We start from the raw sequence: 14920 nt of genomic DNA, 5'->3' as shown, positions 1-14920 counted from the left end.
TGGAGTTGGTTACTTAGCCGCGTCGAATTACTTGACGGCGCCGAGCGAGAGGCCTTGGACGAGCTTGTCCTGTGCTGCGAATCCGGCGAACAGCACAGGGAGCGAAATGACGACGGCGGCCGCGCAGACCTTCGCGAGGAAGAGGCCCTGGCTGGAGACAAATCCGGTCAGGAACACGGGAGCCGTGCCGGCCACAACGCCGGTGAGCACTCGGGCCAGCAAGAGCTCGTTCCAGCTGAAGATGAAGCAGATCAGGGCCGTGGCCGCGATGCCCGGCATCGCCACGGGTGCTATGACCTTGCGAAGCGTGAGGATCAGGTTGGCGCCATCGATCTGTGCAGCTTCCAGCATTTCGACTGGGACTTCGGCGAGGAAGGACCGCATCATCCACACCGCGATAGGCAGGTTCATGGACGTGTACATGAGGATCAAGAACCATATGTTGTCCAGCGCGCCTACGGTCTTGGCGAAGAGGTACAGCGGAAGGATCGCTGCGACCACCGGCATCATCTTGGTGGAGAGGAAGAAGAACATGACGTCCGTCCACTTCTTCACCGGCCGGATGGACAGGGCATACGCGGCTGGGATGGCCAGGACAAGCACCAGGACGGTGGACAGGATGGAGGCCGTGGCGGAGTTGATCAGCGAAGGCCAAGGGCTAACGCCGGACGTCTCACCGAAGAACTCTTTGTAGGCATCCAGGGTGAGATTCGCAGCCAAGGACGGAGGGTTGGTGGCGGCGTCCGACTCGGAGTGGAACGAGGTCAGGATCATCCACAAGACGGGCGTAGCGAAAAGCAGGGCCAGCAGCCAGGCTGCGATGCCGGCAGCTGTGTTGTTGCGGGTGGGGTCCATCCGCGACTTGCCGCGACGACGGACGCCGGTAGGCGTGCTGGATTTTTCAGGCGTGATGCGGGCTGCGGTGTGACTGAGTGTGCTCATCGTGTTGCCTCCTTCTTGAAGAGCGAGAAAACGGTGCGGAGGGCGAAGGTCGCCACGAGGATGGTGCCGATGACCACCACGACGCCGGCCGCGGAGGCCAACCCGTATTCATTGGCGTAGTAGAAGGTCTGGTAGATCGCGTACGGAAGATTTGCGGTGCCCAAGCCTCCGGACGTAAGGGTGAATACGGCGTCGAAATTCTGCACAATGTAGATCGCACCCAACAGGCCTCCGAGTTCCAGGTACTGGCGAAGGTGCGGGAGTGTAAGGTGCCGGAAGATGGCCCACGGTGTAGCTCCGTCCATCTGGGCTGCCTCCACGGTATCCATGGGCCGGGACTGCAGCCCGGCCAGCAGGATGAGCATCATGAACGGAGTCCACTGCCACACCAGCGAGATGATGACCGCCATCAGCGGCGCTTGGGACAGCAGGTCCAACTGCGGAGGAGTGTCGCTGCCGAACAGGGACCAGATCCACGTCAGGACACCGTTGATCAATCCGTAGGTGGGGTTGAGCAGTGCGTGCTTCCAGATCAGGGCTGCGGCCACGGGCACCACAAGGAACGGGGCAATCAGCAGCGTCCTTGCCAATCCGCGTCCGATGAATTTCTTGTCCAGCAGCAGGGCCAGGCCTAGGCCGACGACCAGGCTGGCCAGGACCACGGCAACTGTGAGGAGGATGGTGGTGAAGATGGCTTGGCGGAGGTCGGGATCGGTGAGGACCGTGACGTAGTTCTCGAAGCCGGCGAAACCCGTGGTGCCGGGGCTCAGGCTGTTCCAGTTGAGGAACGAAATGATCAGTGTCACCACGAACGGGAGCTGCGTGACGATGATGAGGAAGATCAGGGCTGGAAGCAGCGGCGCACGCCGGGCCCAGGCCAGGGCGCGTTCCCGCGATGCTTTGCTTCGTGAAGGTTTTGGTGTGGCATGTCCCGGGCGGGAGATGCGCGCCGTTGCGGTAGTCATGATGTTCTCCTGCGGTTCGGTTATTGCTTGTTCTTGTACTTGTCGCCGACCTTTTGCGCGGCTTCCTGGCCCTTGGCCAAGGCATCAGCCACACTGCCTTGACCGGCAATGGCAGAGCTGACGCCCTGGGAGACGTTGGTGCCAAGAGCGGCGAACTCGGGGATGCCGACAAACTGGATGCCGACGGCGGGCCGCTCTTGGACGCCGGGGTTCTTAGGGTCTGCATTCTCGATGGCAAAACGTTCGGCTTCAAAGAACGGGGCAGCGTCCTGGAACTCGGCGTTCTCGTACGTGGAGATGCGCTTACCTGACGGCACCTTTGCCCAACCGAGCTTGGAGGCCACCAGTTCTTCGTATTCCTTGGAGCTGGCCCAAGCGATGAACTTTTCCGCCGAATCTGTCTTCTTCGACGCCGCCTGCAAAGCCCATGACCACGTCCACAACCAGCCGGCGGATGAGGTTTCCTTCACCGGAGCCTGCGCATAGCCAATCTTGCCCTTCACCGGGGAGGCCTCCGCCTCCAAGGCGCCGGCGGCCGAGGTGGCGTCGTACCACATGGCCACTTTGCTTTGCGTCAGGTTGTTCAGGCATTCGGTGAAGCCTGCCTGGGCTGCACCGGCCTGACCATGTTCCCGGACCAATTTGGTGTAGAACTCCGTTGCTTCCGTGAACTCGGGCGAATTGACCTTCGCGTTCCAGTCCTTATCGAACCAGGTACCGCCGAAGGTGTTGACCACGGTTGTCAGCGGCGCGAAGACCTGCCCCCAGCCCGGCTGGCCCCGAAGGCAGATGCCTTTCATCCCGGGTTCCGCCCCGTCCACCCTTGCGGCGAGCTCAGCCACTTCAGCCCAGGTGGGCTTCTCCGGCATGCTCAGGCCATTGGCGTCGAAGACGTCCTTGCGGTACATCAGGAAGGACGATTCACCATAGAACGGTTCGCCGTAGAGCTTGCCGTCGGTGCCAGTGAGGGACGCGGTGTAGGCCGGCAGAATATCGTCTTGCTTGAACTCAGGATCCTTGGCCACGTTGTCCAGTGGCGCCAACCAGCCATTGGCCGAGTAGAACGGGATCTCGTAGTTGGACAGCGAAGCGACGTCGTACTGGCCTGCCTGGCTGGAGAACTCCTGGCTGATCTTCGCCCGGACGTCGTTCTCCGGCAACACCGTGTAGTTCACGCGGATGCCCGTCTCCTTGGTGAAATTATCCGCAGTGAGCCTCTGCAGGTCTTCCATCTGCGGGTTGTTCACCATCAGGACGCTGATGCTGTTCTGGTCACCAGCTCCGGTTCCGCCCGCTCCGGCACAGGCCGTGGCGGATAGCGCGATGCACAGGGCGCCGGCTGCTAGGGCTGCCGCACGTGTTTTTGGGCGCATTGAGGACTCCTTCGTTCTTCATGGGGGTGCGCAGTCTCCGCACTCCTACTACTGCGTGGAAGTACAAGACCGGAGCGGGGCAATCGTCCGGGAATCCGGGGCGCCTCGCCGTCTTCGTCAACATTAGGCGTGTGGGGTGGGGCACAACTAGCGTCCTTGATGACGCATACTGATACTTATTTTCCCTCTCCCATCGGAGGCCCCCATGAGTTCCACCCCTCCGGGCGACGGCGCTGCGGCGCGGCTGGCCCAGCGGCTTATTGGGATGCGCGCCAACCGCGAAGTGATCCCCGAAGATCCGAACCATTCGGTCCGTTGGCACCAGCATGACTACCCCAGCCCGGTAGCTCGCTGGAATTATCACCCCGAGTACGAAATCCACCTCATCCGAGAAGGATCGGGAAAATTCATCGTCGGTGACCATATCGGCACCTTCGAAGCCGGGCACGTCTCCCTGATTGGGTCCGGGCTCCCCCATGATTGGGTCAGCGATCTCGAACCAGGGGAACTGCTTCATAATCGCGATGCCGTGATCCAGTTCGACGGGAAGTGGGTGGAGCAGGCAGCCGTTCTCATGCCTGAACTGGCTGAAGTAAGGCCGTTGTTGGAACAGTCCGCCCGGGGCATCGAATTCTTTGGCCAGACGGCACAAGTGGCAGCCGACTCCATAGAAGCCATGGGCACCTCCACCGGATTGGAGCGTCTGCATCACCTGCTGGCATTGTTTGCCACGCTTTCCCGGGCGCCGGAGCATGATCGTAAATACCTCGCCGATGAATGGTTCCGACCTCAATTGGACGGCCAAGCAGAAGCAGTCGTGGACATCGTTCTCGAGTACGTCTTCACCAACCATGCCGGCAGCGTCGCCATGGCAGAAGCAGCAGCCATGGTGGGTATGGCCGAGCCCACATTCTCCAAATACTTCAAACGAGCCACCGGGCAGAACTTCACGGACCTGGTTCGGAAACTGCGACTGGCTCACGCACGGCGCCTGCTGGAACGCAGCGAGAAACCGGTCTCGGACATTTGCTACGAGGTGGGCTTCAGCAACCTTTCCAACTTCAACCGGCAGTTCCTCAGGGAAGTTGGTGAGACGCCACGGCAGTTCAGGCAGCGCGTCATGTAGCGAGGGCCACTCACATGCATGAGCAGACGTAAGCCGAGGGAAAGAAAGCCCATGGATGCAAGCAGCCCTGATAAAGGAGATTTAAGTCTGGACAGCGTCCACACTTAGTTTGGCCTGACAAAGCATCGGCCAGCCCGGTCTTCTCACGCCAAGAATATGCCGAAGCCAGACGTTATCTACGCAGTTTCTCGGCATCATGTCGCACTCACTCTCCCTACCCATAAGGAGGTGTAGGCCAACCAGGACCGACCGGACGCACCAAGAAGGGAACGAATAACCCCAGTGCAGAGCCAGCGGAGGGCCAACCAGCCACGACCCTGAACCCGCTCCCCCACAAGTTCACAGGTGACCCGCGGCGCCAGGCACACCCCGCGGCCAGTGTCAGAGGGACCTGACCAACCAGAATGTACACACATTAAAGCAAAAGCCCCCTCTGACGAGGGGGTATGCCGTGCCCGAGGTGGGACTCGAACCCACACACCTTTCGATACTGCATTTTGAGTGCAGCGCGTCTGCCAATTCCGCCACTCGGGCGCGGATATGCGGGGAAGGTAGCTGCTCTCATCTCTGTGAGCAACGCGATCCTTTCCCAGCACGCGAAATTACTATACATGCAGATAGGCTGATTCAAAGAACCGGGCACGCCGATGCAACAAAACCAGCCATCAAAGAGTCCACACTAAGATGGACATGAACCCGCCGAACCTTTTCAAGGAGATCCCGTGACCGAACAGACGGAGTCCACGTCCACAGCCCAGCCGGCCCGACGCGTTGTCGTTGCCGAGGATGAGACCCTCATCCGCCTGGACATTATCGAGATTTTGAAGGGCGAGGGGTACGACGTCGTCGGCGAGGCAGACAATGGCGAGAAAGCGGTGCAGCTGGCCGAGGAATTGAAGCCGGACCTTGTCCTCATGGACGTCAAGATGCCTGTCATGGACGGTATTTCGGCTGCTGAGAAGATCGTCAAGGCACGCATTGCACCTGTTGTCCTTCTGACTGCCTTCAGCCAGAAGGAACTGGTGGAGCGCGCACGCGACGCCGGCGCCATGGCGTACGTCGTCAAGCCGTTCTCCCCCGCGGACCTGATCCCGGCCATCGAGATCGCACTGTCCCGCCATGAGGAGATCAAGGCGCTTGAGAACGAGGTTTCCGACCTCCAGGAGCAGTTCGCTACGCGCAAGCTTGTAGAGCGCGCCAAGAGCCTCCTGACCACCAAGATGGGCTTGACGGAGCCGGAAGCTTTCCGCTGGATCCAGAAGACTTCCATGGACCGTCGCCTCAGCATGCGTGAGGTTGCCGAAACCATCATCAACCAGGTCAACTAACACAAAGCAACGCACGACGGCGGCCGCTCACCTCACCCGAGGTGGGCGGCCGCCGTCGTACTCGCCACAAGCAGTGGTAGTCACCGAGAAACAAAAAAATGCGGGCCCCACCAAAAGGCGGGGCCCGCATTCACTTAAGACCGGAAGACTACGCCTTGGTCTTGGACTTCTTTTCAGGCCAGGGGCCAACGGGTTCCTTGCGGGAGCCGTCGTCGGTCTTGGAGGTGTCGGCGAGGTCGCCTACCTTGTGGACCTTCAGCGAGTTGGTGGAACCGGCCTGTCCTGGAGGGGAACCGGCAGCGATGACAACCAGGTCGCCTTCGTCCACGAGGTCCATTTCCAGCAGGCTCTTGTCCACCTGTGCGGTCATCTCGTCGGTGTGGCCCACGGAGGGCACCAGGACCGGCTGGATGCCCCAAGTGAGGGCCAGCTGGTTCCAGACGTGCTCAACGGGTGTGAACGCGAAGACCGGCTTGACGGGGCGCAAGCGCGAGAGGCGTCGTGCCGAGTCGCCGGACTGGGTGAAAGTACAGATGTACTTGGCGTCCAGCTGGTCGGCGATTTCGACGGCGGCACGGGTGATGGCGCCACCGCGGGTCTTGGGCTTGGTGCCCAGCGGGGGGACGCGCTCAAGACCGTGGACCTCGGTGGATTCGATGATCCGCGCCATGACCTTGACGGTCTCAATGGGGTACTGGCCCACGGAGGTTTCGCCGGAGAGCATGACTGCGTCGGCGCCGTCGAGAACTGCGTTGGCGCAGTCGGAAGCCTCGGCGCGGGTCGGGCGCGGGTTGTCGATCATGGATTCGAGGACCTGGGTGGCCACGATGACCGGCTTGGCCCAGCGGCGTGCCAGTTCGATGGCGCGCTTCTGGACGATCGGGACCTCTTCGAGCGGCAGCTCGACGCCGAGGTCGCCACGGGCAACCATGATGGCATCGAACGCGTCGATGATTTCGTGGAGCTGCTCTACTGCCTGTGGCTTTTCGATCTTGGCGATCACCGGCACGCGGCGGCCTTCTTCGTCCATGATCTCGTGAACGCGCTTGATGTCTGAGGCATCACGGACGAACGAGAGGGCGATCAGGTCTGCGCCGCGCTTGAGGGCCCAACGGAGGTCGTCCTCGTCCTTTTCGCTCAAGGCGGGGACGTTGACGGCTACACCGGGCAGGTTGATGCCCTTGTTGTTGGAAACCTTGCCGCCAACCGTCACGGTGGCAACAACCTTCACGTCGTCAACCTCGATGGCACGCAGTGCCACCTTGCCGTCGTCAATGAGCAGGGCATCGCCTACGTTGACGTCCTCGGTGAGGCTCTTGAGCGTGGTGGAGCAGATGTCCTTGGTACCGGGGACGTCCTCGGTGGTGATGGTGAAGGTATCGCCAACAGCCAGTTCGTGGGGGCCGTCGACAAAGCGGCCCAGGCGGATCTTGGGTCCCTGGAGGTCAGCCATGATGGCCACCGGCTTGCCCAGCCGTGCCGCAGCCTTGCGGACGTTCTCGTAGGTGTTGTCGTGCACGGAGTAGTCGCCGTGGCTCATGTTCATGCGAGCAACGTCGACGCCGGCCTCCAGCACCGCGAGGGTGTTCTCGAAGCTGGAGATAGCCGGGCCGAAAGTTGCCACAATTTTCGCGCGTCTCATATACCTACCCTAAGTAGTCATGCTGATTGAGTAAAAGAAGTGTTCCTGCCGGCGCTATAAGACCGCTATCGCCCGGTCGGTGGGGGCGACCGGTGCCGGGAGAATGGTGCTTCCCATCAGGAACCTGTCCACTGCGGCCGCGCAAGCACGGCCTTCCGCAATGGCCCACACAATCAGTGACTGGCCACGTCCGGCATCGCCGGCAACAAACACTCCCTCGGTGTTCGTCATGTAGTAGCCGTCGCGGGCAACGTTGCCCCGACTGTCGAACTCTGCGCTGACCTGCTCGGTGATACCTGCCGGCTCAGCACCGGTAAAGCCCAGGCTCAAGAACACAAGGTCAGCTGGAATGATGCGTTCTGTACCGGCTTTGGGCAGGCGCTTGCCGTCCACAAACTCGGTTTCAGCAACTTTGACGCCGGTGAGTTTGCCGTTTTCGCCAACGAACTCAACGGTTGATGCAAGGTAGGTACGCTCTCCACCTTCTTCGTGGGCGCTGGCGACCTCGAACAGTGTGGGGAATGTCGGCCACGGTTGGTGGGCGGCTCGTTCGGCAGGCGGCTGCTGGCCGATGGCGAGCGTGGTCACCGATGCTGCCTGGTGGCGGTGTGCGGTGCCGATGCAGTCAGCACCGGTATCGCCACCACCCAGGATGACAACGTGCTTGCCACGGGCGTCGATGTGGTTTTCGGGGCTCTCCCCCGCCACCATACGGTTCGAAGGGACCAGGTAGTCCATGGCGAAGTGCACGCCGTCGAGGTCGCGGCCCGGGATGGGGAGGTCGCGCGGGACGGTGGCCCCGGTTGCGACCACCACGGCGTCATACCGGCGGCGCAGCTGCTCCCACGTGACATCCGTACCAACGGCAACGCCGGTCCGGAAGCGGGTGCCTTCGGCCTTCATCTGCTCAAGGCGGCGGTCAACCTGTTCCTTCTCCATCTTGAAGTCGGGGATGCCGTAGCGGAGCAAGCCGCCAATCTTGTCGTCGCGTTCGTACACAGCAACGGTGTGGCCCACACGGGTCAGCTGCTGCGCCACAGCCAGGCCTGCAGGGCCGGAACCCACCACAGCCACCGTCTTGCCGGTGAGGCGAGTCGGCGGAAGGGGCTGGACCCAGTCGTTATCGAAGGCTTGGTCGATGATGGAGACCTCAACCTGCTTGATGGTCACGGCAGGCTGGTTGATGCCCAGCACACAGGACGCTTCGCAGGGTGCAGGGCACAGGCGGCCGGTGAACTCCGGGAAGTTGTTGGTGGCGTGAAGGCGCTCAATCGCTTCTTCACCCTTGTCCCGCCACACGAGGTCGTTCCACTCGGGAATGAGGTTACCCAGCGGGCAGCCCTGGTGGCAGAACGGAACACCGCAGTCCATGCAGCGGCCGGCCTGGCTCTTCAGGACGCCCTTTTCCTGGGCTTCGTACACTTCTTTCCAGTCCATGATGCGGACGGGAACGGGACGGCGTGGCTGCGTCTCGCGCTGCCGGACTTTCAGAAATCCGCGTGGATCAGCCACCGGTTACCTCCAGGATTCGAGACCATACTTCTTCGCCATCGGGGTCAAGGCCCTCTTCGATGGCGTCAAGACGGGTTTGCAGGACTGCGGCGTAATCGCGCGGCAGCACTTTGGTGATGCGGGCGGCGGTGTCGTCGAAGTTTTCGAGCAGACGGCCGGCCAGGACGGATTCGGTTTCTTCAAGGTGCTTGGTGAGCAGACCATGGACAATGTCGCGGTCCTCGGCATCGAGCTCCAGGAGCTGAAGTTCACCGGTATCGAGGGCCATCTTGTTGACGCGCTCAGGCTGCAGGTCCAGCACGTAGGCGGTTCCACCGGACATGCCGGCACCGAAGTTACGGCCCGTGCGGCCGATAATCAGCGTCTGGCCACCGGTCATGTATTCGCAACCGTGATCGCCAATGCCTTCGACGACGGCGGTGGCACCGGAGTTACGCACCAGGAAGCGTTCACCCACCTGGCCCCGCAGGAACATTTCACCGCTGGTAGCGCCGTAACCTATGACGTTGCCGGCAATGACATTCCGCTCTGCCTGGAACACGTTGGTGCGGTCCGGGCGGACGATGATTCGGCCGCCGGAGAGACCCTTGCCAACGTAGTCGTTGGAATCGCCGAACATACGCAGGGTAATGCCCGCGGGGAGGAACGCTCCGAGTGACTGGCCTGCGGTGCCGTTGAGCGTGACGTCGATGGTGTCGGTCGCCAGGACATCGATGCCGAAGGTCTTGGTCACCACGTGGCCGAGCATCGTTCCCACGGAACGGTCCGTGTTGATGACGTCCAGGGTGATCTTGACGGGCATGCGGTCGCTGAGCGCTTCCTGGGCCATGGTGATCAGCCGCTGGTCGAAGTGCTTGTCCAGCTCGTGGTTCTGGCCGGTCATGTTGCGCAGCGGCACGTCGTCGTCGAACTCCAACCCGTGCAGGATGGGGTCCAGGTCCAGCCCTTCGGCCTTCCAGTGGTTGATCGCTTCGCGGGTATCCAGGACCTCGGCGTGGCCAATGGCCTCTTCCAGGCTGCGGAAACCGAGCTCGGCAAGGATTTCGCGGACTTCTTCTGCGAGGAATTCGAAGAAGTTGACCACGAACTCGGGCTTGCCGTTGAACCGGGAGCGAAGCTCGGGGTTCTGCGTGGCAACACCAACAGGACAGGTATCCAGGTGGCAGACGCGCATCATGATGCAGCCCGAAACCACCAACGGAGCAGTCGCGAAGCCGTACTCTTCGCCACCCAGCAGGGCGGCAATGACAACGTCGCGGCCGGTCTTGAGCTGACCGTCAACCTGAACCACCACGCGGTCACGGAGACCGTTGAGCATCAAGGTCTGCTGGGTCTCGGCGAGGCCAAGTTCCCACGGCACGCCCGCGTGCTTGAGCGAGTTCAGCGGCGAGGCACCGGTACCGCCGTCGTGACCTGAAACAAGCACGACGTCGGCCTTCGCCTTGGTGACGCCGGACGCCACCGTGCCGATCCCGACTTCCGAAACCAGCTTGACGTGAACACGGGCCGAAGGGTTGGCGCGCTTGGCATCGTAGATGAGCTGCGCGAGGTCTTCGATCGAGTAGATGTCGTGGTGCGGGGGCGGCGAAATGAGTCCTACGCCGGGAGTGGAGTGACGTGTCCGGGCTACCCAGGGGTAGACCTTCTGCGCCATCAGCTGGCCGCCTTCGCCGGGCTTTGCGCCCTGGGCCATCTTGATCTGGATGTCCTCGGCGTTGGTCAGGTACAAGCTGGTGACGCCGAAGCGACCAGAGGCAATCTGCTTGATGGCCGAGCGGCGCTCAGGATCCAGCAGGCGATCAACGTCCTCGCCACCCTCGCCCGTGTTGGACTTGCCACCCAAACGGTTCATGGCGATGGCAAGTGTCTCGTGGGCTTCCTGCGAGATGGAGCCATAGCTCATGGCACCCGTGGAGAAACGCTTGACGATGCTGGAGACAGGCTCCACTTCCTCCAGCGGAACTGCCGGACGGACACCGTCCTTGAACTTGAGGAGCCCGCGGAGGGTCATCAGGTTCTCGGACTGATCGTCAATGCCCTTGGTGTAGGACTTGAAGATGTCGTAGCGGCGTTCGCGGGTGGCGTGCTGCAGGCGGAAAACCGTCTCCGGGTTGAAGAGGTGCGGTTCGCCGTCGCGGCGCCACTGGTACTCGCCGCCGCCAAGCAGCGGCTGGTGCGGGTGCTCGATGCCACCTTCGGGGTACGCCATCTGGTGACGTGCCGAAACTTCGGCTGCGATGACATCCAGGCCGACGCCGCCCAGCTGGGAGTGCGTACCTGAGAAGAATTCGTCCACGAGTTCCTGGGACAGGCCCAGTGCTTCAAAGGTCTGGGCGCCAGTGTAGGAAGCCACAGTGGAAATGCCCATCTTGGACATGATCTTCAAGACGCCCTTGCCCAGGCCCTTGATGAGGTTGTAGACACCGTCTTCGGCGGTGACGCCTGTGACGTCACCGTTGGAGATCAGCTGCTCCACCGATTCCATGGCCAAGTAAGGGTTGACGGCGGATGCGCCGTAACCGATGAGAACTGCCACATGGTGTGTCTCGCGAACGTCTCCGGCCTCAACCACCAGGGCGGTCTTGGTGCGGTTCGCACTGCGGAGCAGGTGGTGGTGAACGGCGCTGACCAGCAGGAGCGAAGGAATCGGGGCCCATTGCGCGTTCGAGTCACGGTCGGACAGCACAACGTACTGCACGCCGCGGTTGATCGCGCCGGAAACCTGTTCGCAGATCTCCGTCAGACGTGCACGCAGTGCCGCTTCTCCACCCTCGGGGCGGTAAAGGCCACGAACCTTCATGGCGATGCGATCGCCGTCGGGGGTTTCGATGTTCGCGATCTTGGCAAGCTGATCGTTGTTGATCACCGGGAACGGCAGCGAGATCTGCGGCTGTCGGACCTGCTTGCCATCCAGGAGGTTGCCGTTGGGACCAATGGCACATTTCAGCGAGGTGACCAGCTCTTCGCGGATAGCATCCAGCGGCGGGTTGGTGACCTGGGCGAAGGACTGCACGAAGTAGTCGAACAACAGGCGCGGGCGCTTGGAGAGCACAGCCACCGGGGTGTCCGAGCCCATGGCACCCAAGGGCTCGGCGCCGGTGCGGGACATAGGTCCGAGCAGGATCTTCAACTCTTCGGTGGTGTAGCCAAAGGTCCGCTGACGGATGTTCACCGAAGCGGCCGTGTGGACCACGTGCTCACGCTCGGGAAGCTCGTTGATGTCGATCAGGTTGTCCTTGAGCCAATCAGCCCAGGGGTTGGCCCCGGCAATTTCAGCCTTGACCTCGGTGTCGTCAATGATGCGTCCGGCTTCGGTGTCCACCAGGAACATCTTGCCCGGGGCTACGCGGCCCTTCTTGACCACGTTGGAAGGCTCAACCTCAATGACACCAACTTCGGAAGCGAAGATGATGAGGCCGTCTTCGGTGATCCAGTACCGTCCCGGGCGCAGGCCATTGCGGTCCAGTGTTGCGCCAACGAGGCTGCCGTCGGTGAAGGACACAGCGGCAGGACCGTCCCACGGCTCCATGAGCAGGGAGTGGTACTCGTAGAACGCACGGCGCGCGGGATCCATGGTGGCGTGGTTCTCCCATGCCTCCGGGATCATCATCATGATCGAGTGCGTGATCGGACGGCCGGAGAGCCAGAGGAGCTCGGCCACCTCATCGAAGGAAGCAGAGTCCGAGGCGCCCGGGGTACAAATCGGGTAAAGCTCCTCGGGCACCGAACCCAGCAGGGGGCTGGCCAACTGCGACTGGCGGGCACGCATCCAGTTGCGGTTGCCCTTGACCGTGTTGATCTCACCGTTGTGGGCGATGGTGCGGAACGGCTGCGCCAACGGCCAGGACGGGAACGTGTTGGTGGAGAAGCGTGAGTGGACGATCGCAAGCTTCGTCTTGAACCGCTTGTCCGAAAGGTCCGGGTAGAACGGCTCCAGCTGTGCGGTGGTCAGCATGCCCTTGTACACAATGGTGCGCGAGGACAGCGACGGGAAGTAGACACCGAACTTGTTCTGGGCGCGCTTTCGGATACGCCAGGCACGGGAGTCCAGTTCATTGGGCTCAAGGCTTTCACCGGTGGCCGAAGCGAAGAACGGCTGCGAGAAGTACGGCATGCAGGCCCGCGCCATGGCGCCAACCAGGTCTGCAACCACCGGGACCTCACGCCATCCGAGGACTGTGAGCCCCTCATCAGCGGCGAGGGCTTCGATACCGGCTTTGGCGTTGTCAGCTTCACGGGACTCAGCTGGAAGGAAGGCGGTGCCCACCACATACTGGCCCGGTGAGGGCAGTTCGAATTCGGTGACAGCCCGGAAGAACTCGTCCGGGACCTGCATCAGCAAGCCCGCACCGTCGCCGGTACCTTCGTCGGCGCCCACGGCGCCGCGGTGTTCGAGATTGCGGAGGGCGGTCAGCGCCGCTTCCACGATGTCGTATCCCGGTTCCCCGCGGAGCGTGGCAATAATAGCCAGGCCGCAGGCGTCCTTCTCCTTATCAGGGTTGTAAAGACCCTGAGCCTCCGGGAGCGCGGCAAAGCGCTTGAACGGAGACATGGCACCCTGAGGTTCGATATTTTCGGACCAACCGGGGTTATGAAGATGGGTCATGGGAGACGTCCTTCCTCGAGATCGTGCGTATGGAAGGGACAACGTTGGCCCCACCTTGCCTGCCCTGTGACGGGCACAACAAAGCGCTAGTAATTGGAATTGTAGGCCAGCCGATCCAGCGCAACGAACAGTTACGCAGACCTCTGGCCCCGGCTTGACCAGTGAACATCGGTATGCTGCGATCCGGTTTCCGGGGTGCCACGACGCTGTGGACTGGGCCCTACGAGCGGTGACTCTGTTGCCCCTTTACCGAACGCGACTACTTGGTGTCGTCTGCCTTCGGCGTGGATCCGGGGGCCTTCCTTGCGGCAGTAGCAGCAGACGTGGAACCGGTGCCGGACGTGATGTCCTTTCCCGCCTCCCCTGCTGATTCCTGCGGCTCGTCAACGTGGCCCGGATCGCTTTGGTTATCTGGGAGATTACCACGCGAACCAGTATCTGAGACAGATGCGTCCACATCATGACTGGTGACGCTGGTCACCGCAGCCGGCTCCTTTTCCGCCGTTTTTTCGGGCTCGCGGCCCGGCAAATAAGGTGTATCGGGCACCGGCCGGCCCTTACGGCCCAGGACGAAGAAGACCGCCAGAGCGGCGATAAAGACAAAGATGCTGGTCCACACATTAAGCCTGGTGGTAATCCCGAAAAGGCTGATCTGCTCAGCATCGTCAATGCGCAGCGCTTCAATCCACACGCGGCCCAAGGTGTAGTACACGGCGTACAACCAGAAGAGCCGACCCCACCGGAAATTGAACTTCCTGTCCAGCAGCAGAAGGATGGCGACACCCACCAGGTTCCACAGCATCTCGTAAAGGAACGTCGGGTGGAACAGAGTGCCCGCAGCCATGTCCGGCGGGAAGTTGGCATTGGCGGGGTCAATCTCCAGTCCCCACGGCAACGTAGTGGGCGCGCCGAAAAGTTCCTGGTTGAACCAGTTTCCCAAGCGTCCGATGGCCTGGGCCAGGAGCAGGCCCGGAGCTGCTGCATCCAGGAATGCCGTCAACTTAACGCCTGCCCGTCGGCAACCGATCCATGCACCTACCGCACCGAGGATCACAGCACCCCAAATGCCCAAACCACCCCGCTGGATCTGCGGAATCAGCGAGAGGTCCCCTGTGCCGTCAAACCCGGGCCCGAAGTAAGCGTCCGGGGAAGAGAAGACATGGTAGAGGCGGCCACCGATAATGCCGAAGGGGATCGCCCAGATGGCGATGTCCCACAGACTGCCCTCAGGCGCCCCGCGGCGCTTCCAACGTGCCGAGGTCAGCCACAAGCCAACGATGATGCCCGCCAGGATGCAGAGGGCGTATGCGTGGATGCGCAACGTCCCCCACGGTAGCGGAATGTCGAAACCGGACCACGATGGGCTCGGGATACTCAAGGGGACCATTGCCGCAGCGTGGAGGACGGTCTGCATTCGCTTCGCTGT

Annotated in this window: 9 protein-coding genes and 1 tRNA gene; 2 read left to right on the top strand and 8 right to left on the bottom strand. The window is 61.9% G+C overall.

Annotation, left to right across the window (positions count from 1 at the left end; genetic code table 11):
* Nucleotides 1-27: 27 nt before the first annotated feature.
* Genes HAV21_RS13280 through HAV21_RS13270 form a run of 3 tightly spaced genes read right to left on the bottom strand, consistent with a single transcriptional unit; the run spans nt 28 to nt 3280 of the window.
* The gene (locus tag HAV21_RS13280) at nt 28-942 is read right to left on the bottom strand and encodes a carbohydrate ABC transporter permease (RefSeq protein ID WP_166842033.1); all 915 of its coding nucleotides are present in this window, start codon (nt 940-942) and stop codon (nt 28-30) included.
* On the bottom strand, nt 939-1907 hold the full coding sequence (locus HAV21_RS13275; RefSeq protein WP_142939411.1) for a sugar ABC transporter permease: 969 nt from the start codon (nt 1905-1907) through the stop codon (nt 939-941). The genes HAV21_RS13280 and HAV21_RS13275 overlap by 4 nt, the downstream gene beginning before the upstream one ends.
* Nucleotides 1908-1927: 20 nt before the next feature.
* The gene (locus HAV21_RS13270; RefSeq protein ID WP_142939412.1) at nt 1928-3280 is read right to left on the bottom strand and encodes a sugar ABC transporter substrate-binding protein; all 1353 of its coding nucleotides are present in this window, start codon (nt 3278-3280) and stop codon (nt 1928-1930) included.
* 205 nt (nt 3281-3485) lie between these two features.
* Here HAV21_RS13270 and HAV21_RS13265 point away from each other — a divergent pair, with 205 nt between their 5' ends.
* The gene (locus HAV21_RS13265) at nt 3486-4406 is read left to right on the top strand and encodes a helix-turn-helix domain-containing protein (protein ID WP_166842032.1); all 921 of its coding nucleotides are present in this window, start codon (nt 3486-3488) and stop codon (nt 4404-4406) included.
* Between the two features lie 452 nt (nt 4407-4858).
* Here HAV21_RS13265 and HAV21_RS13260 read toward each other — a convergent pair.
* Nucleotides 4859-4940: transfer RNA gene (locus HAV21_RS13260), tRNA-Leu, on the bottom strand.
* 188 nt (nt 4941-5128) lie between these two features.
* On the opposite strand from HAV21_RS13260, the gene HAV21_RS13255 reads away from it, so the two are divergent.
* The gene (locus HAV21_RS13255) at nt 5129-5734 is read left to right on the top strand and encodes a response regulator (RefSeq protein ID WP_011774540.1); all 606 of its coding nucleotides are present in this window, start codon (nt 5129-5131) and stop codon (nt 5732-5734) included.
* Nucleotides 5735-5882: 148 nt separating this feature from the next.
* Here HAV21_RS13255 and pyk read toward each other — a convergent pair whose 3' ends face one another.
* From pyk to lgt, 4 genes are all read right to left on the bottom strand, one after another.
* Nucleotides 5883-7376: a pyruvate kinase gene (gene pyk, locus HAV21_RS13250; protein WP_166842031.1), complete on the bottom strand. Its 1494-nt coding sequence runs from the start codon at nt 7374-7376 to the stop codon at nt 5883-5885.
* A 54-nt stretch (nt 7377-7430) separates the two neighbouring features.
* Nucleotides 7431-8888 (bottom strand): glutamate synthase subunit beta, encoded by a 1458-nt coding sequence (locus HAV21_RS13245; RefSeq protein WP_166842030.1) that lies wholly within the window; start codon nt 8886-8888, stop codon nt 7431-7433.
* Nucleotides 8881-13494: a glutamate synthase large subunit gene (gene gltB / locus HAV21_RS13240; protein WP_142939416.1), complete on the bottom strand. Its 4614-nt coding sequence runs from the start codon at nt 13492-13494 to the stop codon at nt 8881-8883. The genes HAV21_RS13245 and gltB overlap by 8 nt, the downstream gene beginning before the upstream one ends.
* Nucleotides 13495-13753: 259 nt before the next feature.
* Complete coding sequence (gene lgt / locus HAV21_RS13235; RefSeq protein WP_166842029.1) at nt 13754-14908, bottom strand: prolipoprotein diacylglyceryl transferase; 1155 nt, start codon at nt 14906-14908, stop codon at nt 13754-13756.
* Between the last annotated feature and the right edge of the window lie 12 nt (nt 14909-14920).

Origin of the sequence: Paenarthrobacter sp. MSM-2-10-13 (genome assembly GCF_011605365.1) — a bacterium.
Classification (GTDB): Bacteria; Actinomycetota; Actinomycetes; order Actinomycetales; family Micrococcaceae; genus Arthrobacter.
This window is presented reverse-complemented; position numbering and strand designations above follow the sequence as displayed.